Raw genomic sequence first — 17,416 nt, 5'->3', positions numbered from 1 at the left:
CGCTAGAATGACACCGCTAGCCATTGCTGCGGGGCGTCCTTGCGGCGTCCGCAGCCCTCACAAGGATCCAGGACCATGAGTCGTGTTGTCTGTTTCGGAGAGTTGTTGCTGCGCATGAGCGCACCCGGCCGCGAGCTGCTGCTGCAGCGCGGCCAGCTGGCGGTCCACGCCGGGGGCGCGGAGGCCAACGTCGGTGTCTCGCTGGCCCATCTTGGGCATGCGGTGGCGGCGGTCAGCACGGTGCCGGCGAACCCGTTGGGCGAGTTCGCGCTGGGCGAGTTGCGCCGGCATGGCGTGGACACCAGCGCCGTGCGCCGCACCGACGGCCGCATGGGCCTGTACTTCCTGACCACCGGCGCCGTGCAGCGCGCCAGCGAAGTGGTCTACGACCGTGCCGATTCGGCCTTCGCCAACAGCAGCGCCGCCGATTACGACTGGGACACGCTGCTGGCCGGCGCCGACTGGCTGCACCTGTCCGGGGTCAGCCCGGCGCTCAACCCGGCCATGGCCCAGGCCACGCTGGCCGCGGCCCGTGCGGCATGCGCGCGGGGCGTGAAGGTGTCCTTCGATGGCAACTTCCGCCCGTCGCTGTGGGCGCGCTGGCAGGGCGATGCGCCCGGCATCCTGCGCGAGCTGTTCGCCTGCGCCGATCTCGTCTTCGCCGACTACCGCGATATCGGCGTGGTGCTCGGCGGGGAGTTCGAGCAGGCCGATGTGCGTGAGCGCGTCGACGCGGCCGCGGCGCAGGCCTTCGCCGCGTTCCCGCGGTTGCAGTGGATGGCCTGCACGCAGCGCACGCCGCACAGCGTGGACAACCACGCACTCGGGGCGATGCTGATCGGCCGCGACGGCACCCGCGCGGTGGCGCCGACCCGCGAGATGATCGGCATCGTGGACCGCATCGGCGGTGGCGATGCCTTCGCCGCCGGCATCCTGCATGGCATGATGCGCGGCTTCGCGCCGGACGCGATCGTGCGTTTCGGCCTCGCCGCAGGCTGCCTGAAGCACTCGATCCCCGGCGACTTCAACTCTGTCAGCGAGGCTGACATCATGGCCCTCACGGGCGAGGAGCGATTCGATGTCCGGCGCTGATCCGCGCGTACGCGCAGTCCTGAAACTGGCGCCGGTGATTCCGGTGTTCACCCCGGAAAACGTCGACGATGCCGTCGAGGTCGCACGCGCACTGTTCAACGGCGGCCTGCCGGTGATCGAAGTGACGCTGCGCACGCCGATGGCGATGGACGCGATCCAGGCGATGGTGGAGGCGGTGCCCGATGCCGTGGTCGGCGCCGGCACCGTGCTGACCGCCGCGCAGATGGAGAAGGTCAAGCAGGTGGGCGGGCGCTTCGCGGTGTCGCCGGGCGCGACCCCGCGCCTGTACGCCGCCGCCCGCGATACCGATCTGCCGTTCCTGCCGGGCGTGGCGACCTCGTCGGAGCTGATGCTCGGCCTGGAGCACGGCCTGGATACCTTCAAGTTCTTCCCGGCCGTGCAGGCCGGCGGCGCGGCCATGCTGTCGGCATGGAACGGCCCCTTCGGCGATGTGCGCTTCTGCCCGACCGGCGGCATCAGCGCGCAGACCGCACGCGATTTCCTGCACCTGCCCAACGTGCTGTGCGTGGGCGGGTCCTGGCTGACCACCCGGGCGCTGCTGCAGGCCAGGGACTGGGCCGGCATCGAGCAGCTGGCGCGCGATTCGGCCGCGCTGGTCGGCTGAGCCCACACGGCCTGCCGTCTCAGTGACGGCGGGCCGTCGCCCCGACACGGCGATACAGCGTGCTGCGGCTGATGCCCAGCGCGCGCGCCGCCTGGGCGACATTGCCATGGCTCGCGCGCAGTGCCTCGCGCATCGCGGTTTCGGTCATCGCGTCCAGCCCCTCGGCCGCGGACGGCATCACCGGGGCAGGCGCGGCCTGCAGATAGGCCGGCAGCATCGCGTGCCGGATCACCTCACCCGGATCGCTCAGCGCCACCAGCGTGCGCAGGCAGGAACACAGCTGCCGCAGATTGCCCGGCCAGGCATACCCGGCCAGCGCCTCCAGCGCCGCGCTCGCCAGTTGCCGGCCCTGGCCGAGCCGTTGCCACAGCCCCTGCACCAGCGCCGCGCGTTCGGCGTGCTCGCGCAGGGCCGGCAGGCGCACGCTGTGATCGGCGATGCGGTAGTAGAGGTCGCTGCGGAAGTCACCAGCGGCCATCGCCTGATCGAGATCGCGGTGGGTAGCGCAGATCAAGGCGAAATCCAGTTGCACCGGCTTGCCGCCACCCAGCGGTGACAGCGTGCGCTCCTGCAGGACGCGCAACAGGCGCGGCTGCAGCGCCAGCGGCATATCGCCGATCTCATCGAGGAACAGCACGCCGCCCTGGGCCTGGCGCAGCAGGCCGGTATTGCCGCTCTTGCGCGCACCGGTGAAAGCACCTTCCTCGTAGCCGAACAGCTCGGCTTCGATCAGGCCTTCCGGCAGCGCCGCGCAGTTGACCGCCACGAACGGTTTGTCGGCACGCGTGCTGCGCCGATGCAGTTCACGTGCGAACACCTCCTTGCCGGTGCCGGTCTCGCCCTGCAGCAGCACGGGCAGCTGCGCATCCAGCACGCGGCAGGCGCGCTCGAGCACCTGCTGCTGGGCCGCGTCGAACAGGGGCGTGGCATCCACCCGCACGGCCGCCGCGGCGGCACGCGCGGGTGCCGCGGGGGTCGGACGCGCGGGCAGCAGCGAGCGGACCGTGGCGCCACCGGCAGGGCTTACGTGGCCGTACAGCGCGCGGCCCTGGCGATCCACCAGCGCGCCGTCATCATGCAGCCGTGAGGTTGGACCATCGAACAGCGCCTCGTAGGGCGCCCTGCCGATGTCGCCGTGGTCCAGCCCGAACAGGGCCAGCCCGGCACGGTTGGCGGCCACCAGGCGGCCATTGCGGAAGCCCAGCACGCCTTCGCGCGCGGTACCGAGCAGGCCGGCGTCGTGATGCAGGCGGACCACCTCGCAGTCGCCCAGTCCCGCCTCGAAGTAGCGGTGCTCGATATGCGCCACCGCCTGCCGTGCCAGCACGCGGGCGTGCAGGTGCTGCTGGCGCGCGTCGCCGGAGATGTCGAGCACGCCCACACGCTGCCCGTACGGATCGAAGATCGGTGTTGCCGAACAGGTCAGGATCGCGTGCGGCGCGAAGTAGTGCTCGCCGCCACGTACCTCCACCGAGCGACCTTCGACGATGGCGGTGCCGATCGCGTTGGTGCCCACCGTGGTTTCATCCCACCGCACGCCTGGCATCAACGCCACCCGCCCGGCTTTGTCGAGGAAACCCGGGTTGCCCTCCGCATCCAGGATCCAGCCGGCTTCGTCGGTCAGCAGCGCGATGCTGCCGGTCGCGGCGATGTCGGCGGCCAGGCCATCCAGCTCCGGTCGCGCCAGCCGCCACAGCGTTTCCTGGCGCTGGCGCAGCTCGCGCAGGCGGGCGTCCGGCAGCGGTTCGACCTCCGGCTGTGCATCGACCGATAGCCCGCCGCGCTGGCAGCGCTGCCACGACTGCAGGATGGTGTCGGGCACGCTGCCGACCGGCGCCGCGCCACGCTCGAAAAAGGAGCGTCGCGCATTGCCGACACGGTGCTGGAGCGGGAGCTGGGACACCTGGATTCTCCAGTGTCGCAATCTGCGACAGTTGTAGCGGGGCCTGTTCCGATAAACACCACACCCGGCGTTACCGTGCAATGACTGGCCGTGGTGCACCGCATCAGTTTCCGAGCCCCGCTCCAATCGGTACGCCGGGTGACGCCTTGCCGCACTGCACCACACGGAACCTGGCATCGTCCTTGCGCCATGGAACAGACCCTTATCGGGCCTGTCCACCGCCATCCGGAGATGCACCATGAATGCCGTCACGTCTGCCAAGCCGCACGCCACCGACCCGCAGTCCATCTTCAAGCCGCGCTACGGCAACTACATCGGCGGGGAGTGGGTGGCCCCGCGCAGCGGCCAGTATTTCGAGAACACCACGCCGGTGACGGGCAAGGTGTTCACCGAGGTCGCCCGTTCCAACGCCGAGGACATCGAAGCGGCGCTGGACGCCGCCCACGCGGCCAAGACCGCCTGGGGCCAGACCTCGACCACCGAGCGCGCCAACATCCTCAACCGGATCGCCGACCGCATCGAGCAGAACCTCGAGCTGCTCGCCCATGCCGAAACCTGGGACAACGGCAAGCCGATCCGCGAAACGCTCAACGCCGATGTGCCGCTGATGGCCGATCACTTCCGCTACTTCGCCGGCGCGGTGCGCGCGCAGGAAGGCAGCCTGTCGGAGATCGACAAGGACACCATCGCCTACCACTTCCACGAGCCGCTCGGCGTGGTCGGGCAGATCATCCCGTGGAACTTCCCGATGCTGATGGCGGCCTGGAAGCTCGCGCCCGCGCTGGCCGCCGGCAACTGCGTGGTGCTCAAGCCGGCCGAGCAGACCCCGGCGTCGATCCTGGTGCTGATGGAGGTGATCGGCGATCTGCTGCCCAAGGGTGTGCTCAACGTGGTCAACGGCTTCGGCGTGGAGGCGGGCAAGCCGCTGGCCTCCAACCCGCGCATCGCCAAGATCGCCTTCACCGGCGAGACCACCACCGGCCGCCTGATCATGCAGTACGCCAGCCAGAACCTGATCCCGGTGACGCTGGAACTGGGCGGCAAGTCGCCGAACATCTTCTTCGCCGATGTCATGGCCGAGGACGATGACTTCCTCGACAAGGCCGTGGAGGGTTTCGTGCTGTTCGCCTTCAACCAGGGCGAGGTCTGCACCTGCCCCTCGCGCGCGCTTATCCAGGAATCGATCTACGAGAAATTCATGGAACGTGCGCTCACGCGCGTGGCCGCGATCAAGCAGGGCAATCCGCTCGATCCCAACACGATGGTCGGTGCGCAGGCCTCCTCCGAGCAGCTGGAGAAGATCCTTTCCTACTTCGACATCGGCCGGCAGGAAGGGGCGCAGGTGCTGATCGGCGGTGAGCAGGCCAAGCTGGAGGGCGACCTGGCCGGCGGCTTCTACGTGAAGCCGACCGTGTTCAAGGGCCACAACAAGATGCGCGTGTTCCAGGAAGAGATCTTCGGGCCGGTGGTCTCGGTGACCACGTTCAAGACCGAGGAAGAAGCCCTGGAGCTCGCCAACGACACCCTGTACGGCCTCGGTGCCGGTGTGTGGAGCCGGGACGCCTCGCGCCTGTACCGCATGGGCCGTGGCATCCAGGCCGGGCGCGTGTGGACCAACTGCTACCACGCCTATCCGGCGCATGCTGCGTTCGGTGGTTACAAGCAGTCGGGCATCGGCCGCGAGAACCACAAGATGATGCTCGACCACTACCAGCAGACCAAGAACCTGCTGGTCAGCTACTCGCCCAAGAAGCTGGGCTTCTTCTGAGCCTGCCCCGGGCTTGATCCCGATCAAGGCGCCGGCATGCGGCCGGCGCCACAGTGCTGTCATTGGCCATCCACGGAGATCCACGCATGAACAAGACCATGAAGGCCGCTGTTGTCCGCGAGTTCGGAAAGCCGTTGCGTATCGAGGAAGTCGAGGTGCCGCGTCCGGGGCCCGGCGATATCCTGGTGAAGATCGAAGCCTGTGGCGTGTGCCACACCGACCTGCATGCGGTGGACGGGGACTGGCCGGTCAAGCCGAACCCGCCCTTCATTCCCGGCCACGAGGGCGTCGGCCACGTGGTCGCGGTCGGCGCCGGGGTCAGCCATATCCGCGAAGGCGACCGTGTCGGCATCCCGTGGCTGTATTCGGCGTGCGGCTACTGCGAGCACTGCCTGGGCGGCTGGGAAACGCTGTGCGAAGCGCAGCAGAACACGGGTTACTCGGTGAACGGTGGCTTCGCCGAGTACGCGTTGGCAAACGCTGCGTATGTCGGGCTGCTGCCCAAGGGCGTGGGCTTCATCGAGGTGGCGCCCATCCTGTGCGCCGGCGTCACGGTCTACAAGGGCCTGAAGGTCACCGATACCAAGCCCGGCCAGTGGGTGGTGATCTCCGGCATCGGCGGGCTCGGCCACATGGCCGTGCAGTACGCCAAGGCGATGGGCCTGAACGTGGCCGCGGTGGATATCGACGACGGCAAGCTCGCCCTGGCCGAGCGGCTGGGAGCGACGATCACCGTCAACGCGCGCAACACCGATCCGGCCGCGTTCCTGAAGAAGGAGATCGGCGGGGCACACGGGGCGCTGGTCACCGCGGTCTCGCCGAAGGCCTTCGAGCAGGCACTGGGCATGGTCCGTCGCGGCGGCACCGTCTCGTTGAACGGCCTGCCGCCGGGCAACTTCCCGCTGGATATCTTCGGCATGGTGCTCAACGGCATCACCGTGCGTGGCTCGATCGTCGGCACCCGTCTGGACCTGCAGGAATCGCTGGAATTCGCCGAGCAGGGCAAGGTGGCCGCGACGGTGACCAGCGATTCGCTGGAGAACATCAACGACATCTTCGCGCGCATGCAGGCCGGCAAGATCGAAGGCCGCGTGGTGCTGGACATGAGCGCGTAAGCACACGGCGCGCTGCCGAGCCATCGGCAGCGCCTGTTTCACGGTAGTGCCGGCCGCTGGCCGGCTCGGAGAGCCACGAGCATGACCGACCTCCCGCTCCAGGTGATGGCCACCCTCCCGGCGCTGCAGCTGATCGAGACCCTGCAGGCACGCCACGGCGATCTGCTGTTCCACCAGTCCGGCGGCTGCTGCGACGGCTCCTCGCCGATGTGTTTCGCCCAGGGCGATTTCATCGTGGGCGACCGTGATGTGCGCATGGGCGAGATCGGCGGGGCGCCGTTCTACATCAGCCCCGCGCAGTTCGAATACTGGAAGCACACCCAGCTGATCATCGACGTGGTGCCCGGCCGGGGCGGCATGTTCTCGCTGGAAAACGGCGAGGGTGTGCGCTTCCTGGTCCGCTCGCGCTTGTTCAGCGATGAGGAGTTCGCCCAGCTCCAAGCCGCCGGCCGGGTCTGAAATTCCCTGCGGCAACCCGTCCATAATGGCGGCTCTCCCGCCGTGACGCCCCTGCCATGCCTGTGTGGTCCGCCCTGAAGAATCCACTGCTGTCCGTGCTGGCCGTCGTGTTCGCGTTCGCGGTGATGGTGCTGGTCAACAGCCTCGGTTCGTGGCTGGTGCCATTGCTGCGCATTCCGCCGGGCGGCGAGCCCCAGCTGGCCTGGGACCTGGCCTGGACGATCCTCAGCGGCATCGCCGCGATCGCCTTTGCCAGCCGTTATGCGCCGACCTGGCCCCGTAGCCACGGCGGCGTGGTGTGGGCGGTGATCGCGGCCGCATCGATCTACACCGCCTGGGATTTCGGCAGCGATTTCCCGTTCTGGTTCGTGGTGATCCTGCTGGTCTCGCTGCCGGTGCAGGCATTCGTGGGCCTGTGGGTGGGCACACGGTTCCGGCCAGGGCGCGCCTGATCAGCTGCCGGGCAGCACCTGCTTCACCTGCTCGATGCCCGCCCACGGGTCCTGCTGCAACCGCTCCGCGCGCTGCAGCGCCTTCGCCATCGGGAAAGCATCCGGCGCCGGGATCCGCCCCAGGTCTTCCCAACGCAACGGCACCGCCACGCCCGCACCCGGCCGCGCCCGCAGCGACCACGAGCTCACACTGGTGGCGCCGCGCGCATTGCGCAGCCAATCGATGAAGATCACCCCGTCGCGCTTGGCCTTGCTCATCGTCGCCACATAGCGCTCCGGTGCCTGCGTGGCCATGGCCTGCGCGAAGGCCTCGCAGAAGTCCTTGGCGTGCGCCCAGTCGGCCTTGGGCTGCAGCGGCACCACCACGTGCACGCCCTTGCCGCCGGAGAGCCGGACGAAGCTCTCCAGTCCGGCTTCCTGCAGGCGCGCGCGCACATCGCGTGCGGCGGCCTTGATCTGGGTCCAGTTCACGCCTTCGCCGGGATCCAGATCGAACACCAGCCGGTCCGGGTGTTCGGGATCCTCGACGGTGGCTCCCCAGGGATGCAGCTCCAGGGTGTTCATCTGCACCAACTGCAGCAGCCCCTCCACATCCTCGATGTAAAGGTAGTCCTCGCGCCCGCTCTTCTGCTCCAGCGGGATCGCCTTGACCGCACCGCCCAGCCCGGTGCCATGGTGCTTCTGGAAGAAGCAGGGCTTGTCCACCCCGTCCGGGCAGCGCAGCACCGACAGCGGACGGTGCGCCACCTCGGGCAGGATCCAGCGCGCCATGCGCCGGTAGTAGTCGGCCACTTCGCCCTTGGTGATCTTCGCCTTGGCGAACACCACGCGTTCGGGATGGCTGATCGCCACGGTGCTCTCTTCCTGCGCAGCCGCGGCCTTCTTCCGGCCGCTGGTTTTCGCCGCCGGGGCGGAGGCGGACGCAGCGGCGGTAGTGACGTTGGCTGCCGCGGCCAGATCCTTCGGCTGTTTGTCTTCGCGCAGCCGCTTGAAGCTGGCCTGGCGCAGCAACCCTTCCTTGGCCCAGCCGCGGAAAGCGACCTCTGCCACCAGCACCGGCCTCACCCAGTGCACGCTGCGCGCGGTGAACGGCACATGCGCGGGAAGCTCCACCACCGCGTCCTTCACGGTCAGCGGCGTCAGTTGCTTGGTCAGCGTGCGCAGCGCGGCATCATCGAAGCCCGTGCCGACGCGGCCGACATAACGCAATCCGCCCTTGTCCGGTGTGGCCATCAGCAGCGAGCCGAAGCCGCTGCGCGATCCCTTGGGCTCGGTATAGCCGACGATGAGGAACTCATCGGTGTTCTCGTGCTTGATCTTGATCCAGTCGCGTGAGCGTGCGTTGACGTAGGGCGCATCGATCCGCTTGCTGATGATGCCTTCGAACCCGGCCTCGCCACTGGCGGCGAACACCGCCGGGCCGTGGTCGCGCACATGGTCGCTGTAGGCCAGGGTGTCCGGCTTGCTGCCCAGCAGATCCTTGAGCAGCGCCTTGCGCTCCAGCAGCGGCACCCGGCTGACATCCACACCGGCGATGCCCGGCATGTCGAACACCACATAGCGCAGTGGCTGTTTCGCGGTGCCGTCGATGACCTTCTGCAACGCGGTGAAGTCACTGCGGCCCTGCGCATCCAGCACCACCAGTTCACCGTCCAGGCGCAGATCACGCACCGGCAGCCGTTCGATCGCCTGCACCACCTCGGGGAACTCGTCGGTCCAGTTCAGCCCGCCGCGCGAGCGCAGCGCAACCACGCCTTCGCGCACGTCGGCGAGCAGGCGATAGCCATCCCATTTGATCTCGTGCAGCCACTGCTCGCCGTCCGGCGCGGTGGCGCGATGGTCGGTCAGCTGCGGCTTGAAATCGTGCGGGTAGGGCCTCTCGCGTGCGCCTTCAAGCGCCAGCGCGCGTTTGGACCAGCGCGCATCGGCCTTGCGTGCGGCGCGGGACGTCACGGCCTTGGCGGGGGCGGTCTTCTTTGCCGAGGCCGCCTTCTTCGTGTTGGCCGCGGCGGCCTTCCTGGTGCCTGCGCGCTTGGCGGCCTCCGGTGGCGCCTCCAACAGATCATCGGCCTCCATATCCCTCGCCTCATCATCATCGCGTTTGATCAGCAGCCACTGATGCTGCTTGCCCTTCATCGCGGTGCGCACCAGTTTCCAGCCGCCCTTGAGGCGCTCGCCGTGCAGCACGAAGTCCACCTTGCCGGCCGCGATCGCCTCCAGCGGGTCGCCATCGCAGGCCCAGGTGCCGTGGTCATAGACATCCACATGGCCAGCGCCGTAGTGCCCGCTGGGGATATCGCCGGCGAACGTCGCATAGGACAGGGGATGGTCTTCCACCTCCACGGCGAGCCGTTTTTCGCCGACACGCAGCGAGGGGCCCTTCGGTACCGCCCAGCTCTTGAGCACGCCGTCAGCTTCGAGCCGGACGTCGTAATGGCGCGAGCTGGCATGGTGCAGCTGCACCACGAAGATCGGCCGCCGCGCCGGCGCACCGCGGCGCTCGGCGTCCGGCTCGGGGGTGCCGTCGAAACGGCGTTTACGGCGGTATTCCTGCAGGGACACGGCGGCTTACCCGGCCTTGCGCGCAGGTGCACGCTTGGTGGTTTTCTTGGTCGCTTTGCCTGCCGTCTTGGTCGCCTTTTTGGCCGCCGTGGGTTTGGCGACCTTGGCCGTGGCCTTCTTCGCCGCTGTCTTTCTGGCGGCCGGCGTGCGCTGCTTGGCATCCAGGCTCTTCTGCAGCAGCGACATGAAGTCGACCACGTTGGTCGCATCGTCCTCGCGCGGGACCGGCTCTTCCTCCACCTTGGTGGTGCCGCCCTTGGCCTTGATCCGCTTCTTCAGCAACGTGTGCAGGCGCTCGCGGAATTCATCGTGGTACTCGTCCGGCTTCCACTCGCCGGACATCGAGGCGATCAGCTGCTCGGCCATGGCCGTTTCCTTGCTGTTGATGCGGTACTCGGACAGGCTGCCGCTGGGCAGCTTGTAGTCTTCCGGGTCCACCAGTTCCTGCGGATAGCGCAGGATCATCAGCACCAGCGCATCGCCGTGCGGCATCACCGCGCACAGGTACTCGCGGGTGCGCACCACGACCCGCGCGATGCCGACCTTGCCGGTGCTGCGCAGCGTTTCGCGCAGCAGCACGTAGCCTTTTTCGGCTTTCTTGGCGGGCACCAACAGGTAGGGCTTCTCGAAATAGCGCGGATCGATGGTGCCGGCATCGACAAACGTTTCCACCTCCACCGCCTCATGGCTTTGCGGTGCGGCCGAGCGGATGTCGTCTTCCTCCAGTACGACGTAGCTGCCCTTGTCGTACTCGTAGGCTTTGACGATCTCTTTCCACGGCACTTCCTCACCGGTATCGGCGTTGACCCGTTCGAAGCGGATCGGCTTGCGGTCGCGCGAATCGAGCATCCGGAAGTGCAGATCGACATTGCGTTCGCCGGACATCAGCGACACCGGGACATTGAGCAGCCCGAATGACAGCGTGCCGGTCCAGATCGGTCGGGCCATGGTGGCGCCACTCCAACACTACAGGGAGGGCAGCTGTACCGCGCAGCACGTGAAACGCCTGTGTCCGGGCTGTGCAGGCCGGCTGCACGCCGCAGCTACTGCAGCAGGCCATGCACCGCCGCGGCCGGCATGTGGTCCAGCGCCAGCCATGCGTCTTCGACCACGGCGCGGGCCTGGTGCCAGCCCAGTCGCGACTGCCCGCGCATCTGTTCCCAGTGCTCGGCCAGCTCGCCATCGGTGTCATCGGCACCGCGCGGCCAGTCCGCATAGTGCGTGGTCAGCGCGAAGGCGTAGGCGGGATAGAGGTCGCGCCAGCTGCGCCGGCCGTGACTGCGGCGCTGCTCGTAATCGCTGCGCATGTACTGCAGGTAGTCCTGTGCAACCGCCTGCGCGTCCTCGGCACGGTCACGGCGCGCACGGCGCCCGCTCCGTTCCGGCTGCAGGTAGGCGTTGAACAACGCGGGTGCGGCACGGCGGTCCAGGCGGGGCATGACACGACTCCGACAGCGGCGGGGCAGGCAGGAATAGACCCGCCACCGTTATCGAGCCGTGACAGATTCGTTGATGCACCGGGATTCGCGGCGACTTCACCCGCCGCGCGCTGTAGTGGGGTGCACAGCTACTGGAGAACTCCCATGCCCCGCGATCCCCTGCGCGACGCCACCGCCCCGGTCCCCGGCGAGCAGCGCGCCAAACATGACAATCAGGACGCCGAAGACCGCGGCGCCGGCATGTCCGTGCCCGACGACGCACCCGATCACCTGCCGGTGGCGGTTACGCCGGATCCCGTTCCGCGCGACCGCAAGGATTCGGCGGCCGGCGAGAAAGGCCCGGCCGGTCATCATCGCCGCGAAGATGAATACCAGCGCCGACAGCGCAAGGAGCACGCCAGCGACAACCAGGACGAGGCGCTGGAAGAGACCTTCCCGGCCAGCGACCCGACCTCACCGTTCGTGCCGGCCAAACCGCCCCGGTAGGTCCAGGTCCAGTGGATCAGGGCGCCCACTGCCACTGCAGGCCCACGTTGTAGCGGCGGTCCGGCCCCGGCTCAAAGAAGCGCTGGTTGCCGTCGTTGACGATCACCGAGCCGATGTAGCGCTGGTCCAGGGCGTTGTCGACCCGGGCGAAAGCACGCAGCGTGCCCTGCGCGGTGGTCCAGCGCCGCGATAGTTCCAGATTCAGCAGCGCGTAGCCAGGCGCGCGCTCGGTGGCCAGATCGTTGACCACGGTGTCGCTGGAGGCCACCACCTCGGCGGCCCACTGCCACGGGCCCGGGCGGTACTGCACCCGCGCGTTCCACTGCTGCCTGGGTACGCCGGGCAGGCGTGAGGCGGCGGTCACCGTGTTGCAGCCAGCGGCCGCGCACAGCGCATACGGATCACGCACGGTGGCTTCGAGCCAGGTGTAGGCCAGCGAAAGATCCGCCTGCGCCCCCAGCGGCTGCACATAGCTGGCCTCCGCGCCCTGGCGGCGCGTGCGGCCGATGTTGCGGTAGGTGCTGCGGCCGCCGCTGTTGCTCGCCACGGCCAACTCGTCATCGGTATCGGCGCGGAACAGCGCGGCCTCGACCTGCGCGCCATTCTGTCCATGCCACTTGCTGCCGACTTCCAGGTTGCGGCTGCGGGCCGCCGAGAGATCCAGCGCCAGCCCGGCCTGGCCATCGGCGCGATAGCCCAGCTCGTTGAAGGTCGGGGTCTCGAAGCCACGCCCGGCCGAGGCATACAGCCGCCAGGCATCGGTGGCGCGGAACACCACGCCGGCCACCGGGGTGGTCGCCTCGTAGCGACGCGATCCGCTGTCGTCGGGATTACCCGCGGTGATGTAGTGGTCGTTGGAGCGAAAACGGACCGTACTGTGGCGCACCCCCAGCAGCAACGACCAACGCGGCGCCCACTGCCACCACGCCTGGGCGAACTGGTCCACGTTTTCGACCCGGTCGCTCTGGTCGCGGCGCAGGCGGCCCTTGATACCTACCTGATCACCCACGAAATTCTCGTAACCGCGGCGATCCTGCTGCTGGCGGTCGGCATTGGCGCCGATCACCACATCCAGCGGGCGACCGGCCCAGTCACCGTGCCACGCCCAGCGCGCGTCGAGACCGCCATAGGCACCGTCCAGATCGATCACCCCGCCGGCATGCAGCGGGTTGGCCTGCGGCCCCGGCGGGATCGCCAGGTACTGCTCCACGCTGCGCTGGCCGGCATAGCCCATCGCGCGCCACGTCTGCGCGCCCTCCGTTCGGGTGAACACCAGCCCGGCCTGGGCCTGGCGCACGGATTTGCGGGTGTTGTACTGGGTGGCCACCGCAGTGGCCTGGCGTGGGTTCTCGCGCACCTGGGCGCGGGTCAGGCCGAGCGGATCCTGCGCGTCGGGCGCATCGAAGTAGTTCAGGACCAGATCCAGCTGGCCGCCGCCGACATCCGTGCCGAGACGGGCGTTGACCGATTCGCGCCGGGCCTGGCTGTGGTCACGCCAGCCGTCCGTGCGGAAGTGGTTGGCGGCCACGTTGTACCGGATCGGTCCCTCCACGCCACGCAGCTGGGCGCCGGCGCTGAGGGTGTTGTCGCTGCCGGTGTCCAGCCGCAGGCGCCACGGGTCGCCCTCGGCGCCGTCCGCACTCCACACCTGCACCACGCCCCCGGAGGAGTTGCCGTACAACGCCGAGAACGGCCCACGCAGCACCTCCAAGCGCTGCGCCGAGAGCAGGCTGGCGTGGGAGAGCTGGCCCTGGCCATCGGGCATGGTGGCCGGCACACCGTCCACCAGCACCCGCACGCCGCGCACGCCGAAGGTCGAGCGCGCGCCGAAGCCGCGGATCGACAGCTGGGTGTCCTGCGCGTAATTCTGGCGATCACGGGCGACCACCCCGGGAATGCCGTTGAGTGCCTCGGAGAGCTGGGCCAGCGGCCCGGTACGGTCTTCGTCCACCCAGACCGTGGTCAGCGAGGCCGGCAGATCGATATCGGCCACCTGGGCCACGCGCGCGGCCTGGACCTGGACGGTCGGCAGGCGCTCGATCGGGGCGGGCGGGGTGGGGGTGTTCTGGGCCTGCGCCAGCGACGGCAGCAACACGGCCGAGGCCAGCGCACAGTGGCGGGCCAGCGGGGTAAGACGGAGCATGCGGGGCGGGATCCTCGGTGAATGGGCGTGCCGCACGCCATGGTACGGAAGGTGACGTGACGACGGCCTCGGCGCCCTCGGCAGGGCTTTGTTACGATGGGTCGGTTTTGGCTGATTCTGCCGCCATCTCCTCTTCGCGCCACCCTCCCCCTTCCGTCATCCGAATGAGTACCGCCGTGTCCTTCTTTGCAAATGTGGAACTGGTCCCAGGCGACCCGATCCTGGGCCTGACCGAGGCTTACAACGCCGACAGCCGCCCGATCAAGGTCAACCTGGGCGTGGGCATCTATTACGACGAGAGCGGCCGCATTCCGCTGCTCCGCGCCGTGAACACGATCGAACAGCAGCTGGCCAATGACGCCAAACCGCGCGGCTACCTGCCGATCGACGGTCTGCCGGCCTACACCCAGGCCACCCGCGAGCTGGTCTTCGGCAAGGACTCGCCGCTGCTGGCTGCTGGCCGCGTGGCCACCTCGCAGACCATCGGCGGCAGCGGTGCGCTGCGCGTCGGCGCGGACCTGCTGCACAAGCTGCTGCCGCACGCCACCATCGCCATCAGCAACCCGAGCTGGGAAAACCATCGCGCGGTGTTCGGCGCGGCCGGCTTCGACGTGGTCGATTACACCTACTTCGATGCCGCCACCCATGGCGTGGACTTCGACGGCATGCTGGCCGACCTGGGCAAGCTGCAGCCGGGCACCGTGGTGCTGCTGCACGCGTGCTGCCACAACCCGACCGGTGCCGACCTCACCGTCGCGCAGTGGAAGCAGGTGGCCGAGCTGCTGAAGGACCGCCAGCTGTTCCCGTTCATCGACATGGCTTACCAGGGCTTCGACAAGGGCATCAGCGAAGATGGCGCCGCCGTGCGCATCATCGCCGAGGCCGGCATCGACAGCTTCGTGGTCGCCAACTCGTACTCCAAGTCGTTCTCGCTGTATGGCGAGCGCATTGGCGCGCTGTCGGTGGTCGCCCCGGACGCGAACGCGGCCAAGGCCGTGCAGTCGCAGGTCAAGCGCATCATCCGCACGATCTACTCCAGCCCGTCCAACCACGGCGCCGCGCTGGTGGCCGGCGTGCTCAACAGCGTTGAGCTGCGCCAGGTGTGGGAAGCGGAACTGACCGAGATGCGTGAGCGCATCCACGCCCTGCGTCATGGCCTGGTGGAGAACCTGGTTGCCGCCGGCGCACCGGAATACGCCTTCATCAACGACCAGGCCGGCATGTTCTCCTACTCGGGCCTGAGCCGCGCCCAGGTGGACCGCCTGCGCGACGAGTTCGCGATCTACGCCGTCGGTACCGGCCGCATCTGCGTGGCCGCACTCAACCAGGGCAACCTGGCATACGTGGCCAAGGCCGTGGCGACCGTCAGCAAGGGCTGAGCAGTATTGCCCCTGTGACGCAGAACGGCCGCCCTGCGCGGCCGTTCTGCCATGCGGTGCCGCCCGCGCCTCGTAATGGCTCCGGCGAAGGGCGACAATAGGCGCTTCCCCTCTGAAGGCCGCCTGATTCCATGTCCCAGACGTCGCTGACCCGCTATCTGATCGAAGAGCAACATGCCGGCCGCATCAACGCCGATCTGCGCCAGCTGATCGCTGTTGTCGCCCGCGCCTGCACCAGCATCTCCATCGCGGTCAGCAAGGGCGCGCTGGGCGGTGTGCTCGGCGAAGCCGGTACCGGCAACGTGCAGGGCGAAGCGCAGAAGAAGCTGGACGTGATCAGCAACGAGATCCTGCTGGAAGCCAACGCCTGGGGCGGCCACCTCGCCGCCTGCGCCTCGGAAGAAATGGATCACTGCCAGCCGGTGCCCGACACCTACCCGCGCGGTGACTTCCTGCTGCTGTTCGATCCCCTCGATGGCAGCTCGAACATCGACGTCAACGTGTCGGTCGGCACCATCTTCTCTGTGCTGCGCTGCCCGCCGGGCACCGAGCAGCCCAACGATGCCAGCTTCCTGCAGCCGGGCACCGCGCAGGTCGCCGCCGGCTACTGCATCTACGGGCCGAGCACGCAGATGGTGCTCACCGTCGGCCACGGCACCCACGCGTTCACCCTGGACCGCGAGAAGGGCGAGTTCGTGCTGACCACGCCGGACATGCAGATCCCGGCGGACACCCAGGAATTTGCGATCAACATGTCCAACCAGCGGCATTGGGAAGCCCCGATGCAGGGCTACGTGCAGGACCTGCTGGCCGGCAAGGAAGGCGCGCGCGGCAAGAACTTCAACATGCGCTGGATCGCCAGCATGGTCGCCGACGTGCATCGCATCCTGACCCGCGGCGGCATCTTCATCTACCCGTGGGACACGAAGGATCCGTCCAAGGCCGGCAAGCTGCGCCTGATGTACGAAGCCAACCCGATGGGCCTGCTGGTCGAACAGGCCGGCGGCGCCGCCACCACGGGCCGCGAGCGCATTCTCGACATCCAGCCAGATCAGCTGCACCAGCGCGTGCCGGTGTTCCTCGGCTCGCGCAACGAGGTGGAGCAAGCCACCCGTTACCACCGCGAACACGACAGCGCGGTGGGTTGATTTCCTACACAGGGCTGGCCGTCCGGTCAGCCCTGTTGTGACGTGGCAACGGCGTGACATCGGCCACGGCAGCGGTCACCATCGGCCATTCGTGCCCACGGATGACCCCATGACTGCCGACGCACCGCTCGATTTCATCGAAGTAATCCACAACGCCGTCCCCAACGAGGTCTGCGCGGCCCTGCAGGCCCAGATGCGATCCAGTGCGCAGTTGCAGCCGGGCGAAGTGGGCAGCGGTGTGTTCCCGGAACTCAAGCACAGCAAGGATCTTCGCATCAGCGGGCGGCCCGAGTGGCGGCAGGCGGAAGCAGTGCTGCAGCAGGCGGTTTTCAAGGGTTTGCTGACTTATCTACGCCGTTATCCACAGGCCCTGATCTCGCCGTTGATGTTGCAGATCCAGGACAGCGACGGCCAACCGCGCCGGTTGGCAGCCGAGGATTTCCCCGACATGGACGACGCCACGCTGTCCGACCTGGCCCGCACCTGCCTGCGGCCCGGCGCCATCAATCTGCAATGGTATGCGGCGGGCGAGGGCGGCTATCCATACTGGCACTGCGAGCTGTACCCACGCGATCCGGCCGGCGAAACGCTGCACCGCCATCTGCTGTGGACGCTCTACCTCAACGACGACTTCGACGCCGGCGAAACCGAGTTCCTGTTCCAGGGCCGCAAGGTCGCGCCGCGCACGGGCAGCCTGTTGATCGCACCGACCGCGTTTACCCACACGCACCGGGGCAACCGGCCGCAGGGTGGGGACAAGTTCATTGCGACGAGCTGGGTTCTTTTCCAGAGTGCGCAGAAGTTGTTCGGTGGGAATTGAGCGCCCTGCCTGGTGATCGCCTCTT

The 17,416-nt window shown here is 68.2% G+C and carries 15 protein-coding genes; 10 read left to right on the top strand and 5 right to left on the bottom strand.

Annotated features, from left to right (window positions below):
* The first annotated feature begins 75 nt into the window (after positions 1-75).
* Together BCL79_RS18290 and eda are read left to right on the top strand one after the other, a co-directional pair.
* Complete coding sequence (locus BCL79_RS18290) at positions 76-1,092, top strand: sugar kinase (RefSeq protein WP_121043792.1); 1,017 nt, start codon at positions 76-78, stop codon at positions 1,090-1,092.
* Positions 1,079-1,717, top strand: coding sequence for a bifunctional 4-hydroxy-2-oxoglutarate aldolase/2-dehydro-3-deoxy-phosphogluconate aldolase (gene eda / locus BCL79_RS18285; RefSeq protein ID WP_088435287.1), 639 nt, complete (start codon positions 1,079-1,081; stop codon positions 1,715-1,717). The genes BCL79_RS18290 and eda overlap by 14 nt, the downstream gene beginning before the upstream one ends.
* 19 nt (positions 1,718-1,736) lie before the next feature.
* On the opposite strand, the gene BCL79_RS18280 is transcribed toward eda, so the two are convergent.
* Entirely contained in the window at positions 1,737-3,620 is a 1,884-nt protein-coding gene (locus tag BCL79_RS18280) for a sigma-54-dependent Fis family transcriptional regulator (RefSeq protein WP_121043789.1), read from the bottom strand.
* A 238-nt stretch (positions 3,621-3,858) separates the two neighbouring features.
* Here BCL79_RS18280 and adh point away from each other — a divergent pair, with 238 nt between their 5' ends.
* From adh to BCL79_RS18260, 4 genes are all read left to right on the top strand, one after another.
* Complete coding sequence (gene adh, locus BCL79_RS18275; RefSeq protein WP_121043786.1) at positions 3,859-5,388, top strand: aldehyde dehydrogenase; 1,530 nt, start codon at positions 3,859-3,861, stop codon at positions 5,386-5,388.
* An 86-nt stretch (positions 5,389-5,474) separates the two neighbouring features.
* Positions 5,475-6,503 carry an alcohol dehydrogenase AdhP gene (gene adhP / locus BCL79_RS18270; RefSeq protein ID WP_046272245.1) on the top strand — a complete coding sequence of 343 codons (1,029 nt, stop codon included), beginning with the start codon at positions 5,475-5,477 and terminating at the stop codon, positions 6,501-6,503.
* Between the two features lie 81 nt (positions 6,504-6,584).
* On the top strand, positions 6,585-6,962 hold the full coding sequence (locus tag BCL79_RS18265; protein ID WP_121043783.1) for a DUF779 domain-containing protein: 378 nt from the start codon (positions 6,585-6,587) through the stop codon (positions 6,960-6,962).
* 56 nt (positions 6,963-7,018) lie between these two features.
* Positions 7,019-7,414, top strand: a complete 396-nt coding sequence (locus tag BCL79_RS18260) for a hypothetical protein (RefSeq protein WP_121043780.1) — start codon at positions 7,019-7,021, stop codon at positions 7,412-7,414.
* Here the strand turns inward: BCL79_RS18260 and ligD are convergent, their stop codons facing one another.
* From ligD to BCL79_RS18245, 3 genes are all read right to left on the bottom strand, one after another.
* Positions 7,415-9,976 carry a DNA ligase D gene (gene ligD, locus BCL79_RS18255; RefSeq protein ID WP_121043777.1) on the bottom strand — a complete coding sequence of 854 codons (2,562 nt, stop codon included), beginning with the start codon at positions 9,974-9,976 and terminating at the stop codon, positions 7,415-7,417. It abuts the gene before it with no gap.
* A gap of 6 nt (positions 9,977-9,982) precedes the next feature.
* Positions 9,983-10,924 (bottom strand): Ku protein, encoded by a 942-nt coding sequence (locus BCL79_RS18250; RefSeq protein ID WP_121043774.1) that lies wholly within the window; start codon positions 10,922-10,924, stop codon positions 9,983-9,985.
* 95 nt (positions 10,925-11,019) lie between these two features.
* The gene (locus tag BCL79_RS18245) at positions 11,020-11,415 is read right to left on the bottom strand and encodes a hypothetical protein (RefSeq protein WP_121043771.1); all 396 of its coding nucleotides are present in this window, start codon (positions 11,413-11,415) and stop codon (positions 11,020-11,022) included.
* Between the two features lie 144 nt (positions 11,416-11,559).
* On the opposite strand from BCL79_RS18245, the gene BCL79_RS18240 reads away from it, so the two are divergent.
* A complete protein-coding gene (locus BCL79_RS18240; protein WP_102788774.1) occupies positions 11,560-11,901 on the top strand; it encodes a hypothetical protein in 342 nt (113 codons plus the stop codon).
* A 16-nt stretch (positions 11,902-11,917) separates the two neighbouring features.
* Here the strand turns inward: BCL79_RS18240 and BCL79_RS18235 are convergent, their stop codons facing one another.
* Positions 11,918-14,044: a TonB-dependent receptor family protein gene (locus tag BCL79_RS18235; RefSeq protein WP_121043768.1), complete on the bottom strand. Its 2,127-nt coding sequence runs from the start codon at positions 14,042-14,044 to the stop codon at positions 11,918-11,920.
* Between the two features lie 176 nt (positions 14,045-14,220).
* On the opposite strand from BCL79_RS18235, the gene BCL79_RS18230 reads away from it, so the two are divergent.
* From BCL79_RS18230 to BCL79_RS18220, 3 genes are all read left to right on the top strand, one after another.
* Complete coding sequence (locus BCL79_RS18230; protein ID WP_121043765.1) at positions 14,221-15,423, top strand: aromatic amino acid transaminase; 1,203 nt, start codon at positions 14,221-14,223, stop codon at positions 15,421-15,423.
* Between the two features lie 131 nt (positions 15,424-15,554).
* Complete coding sequence (locus BCL79_RS18225; protein WP_121043762.1) at positions 15,555-16,571, top strand: class 1 fructose-bisphosphatase; 1,017 nt, start codon at positions 15,555-15,557, stop codon at positions 16,569-16,571.
* 109 nt (positions 16,572-16,680) lie between these two features.
* The gene (locus BCL79_RS18220; protein WP_121043760.1) at positions 16,681-17,391 is read left to right on the top strand and encodes a 2OG-Fe(II) oxygenase; all 711 of its coding nucleotides are present in this window, start codon (positions 16,681-16,683) and stop codon (positions 17,389-17,391) included.
* The last annotated feature ends 25 nt before the right edge of the window (positions 17,392-17,416 follow it).

Source organism: Stenotrophomonas rhizophila, from assembly GCF_003651185.1.
Taxonomy (GTDB): Bacteria; Pseudomonadota; Gammaproteobacteria; order Xanthomonadales; family Xanthomonadaceae; genus Stenotrophomonas; species Stenotrophomonas maltophilia_Z.
This window is presented reverse-complemented; position numbering and strand designations above follow the sequence as displayed.

Excerpts from the sequence above, each read along its gene's own strand:
- BCL79_RS18290 (WP_121043792.1), top strand. The coding sequence starts at position 76 with ATGAGTCGTGTTGTCTGTTTCGGAGAGTTGTTGCTGCGCATGAGCGCA.
- eda (WP_088435287.1), top strand. The coding sequence starts at position 1,079 with ATGTCCGGCGCTGATCCGCGCGTACGCGCAGTCCTGAAACTGGCGCCG.
- adh (WP_121043786.1), top strand. The coding sequence starts at position 3,859 with ATGAATGCCGTCACGTCTGCCAAGCCGCACGCCACCGACCCGCAGTCC.
- adhP (WP_046272245.1), top strand. The coding sequence starts at position 5,475 with ATGAACAAGACCATGAAGGCCGCTGTTGTCCGCGAGTTCGGAAAGCCG.
- BCL79_RS18265 (WP_121043783.1), top strand. The coding sequence starts at position 6,585 with ATGACCGACCTCCCGCTCCAGGTGATGGCCACCCTCCCGGCGCTGCAG.
- BCL79_RS18260 (WP_121043780.1), top strand. The coding sequence starts at position 7,019 with ATGCCTGTGTGGTCCGCCCTGAAGAATCCACTGCTGTCCGTGCTGGCC.
- BCL79_RS18250 (WP_121043774.1), bottom strand. The coding sequence starts at position 10,924 with ATGGCCCGACCGATCTGGACCGGCACGCTGTCATTCGGGCTGCTCAAT.
- BCL79_RS18245 (WP_121043771.1), bottom strand. The coding sequence starts at position 11,415 with ATGCCCCGCCTGGACCGCCGTGCCGCACCCGCGTTGTTCAACGCCTAC.
- BCL79_RS18240 (WP_102788774.1), top strand. The coding sequence starts at position 11,560 with ATGCCCCGCGATCCCCTGCGCGACGCCACCGCCCCGGTCCCCGGCGAG.
- BCL79_RS18235 (WP_121043768.1), bottom strand. The coding sequence starts at position 14,044 with ATGCTCCGTCTTACCCCGCTGGCCCGCCACTGTGCGCTGGCCTCGGCC.
- BCL79_RS18225 (WP_121043762.1), top strand. The coding sequence starts at position 15,555 with ATGTCCCAGACGTCGCTGACCCGCTATCTGATCGAAGAGCAACATGCC.
- BCL79_RS18220 (WP_121043760.1), top strand. The coding sequence starts at position 16,681 with ATGACTGCCGACGCACCGCTCGATTTCATCGAAGTAATCCACAACGCC.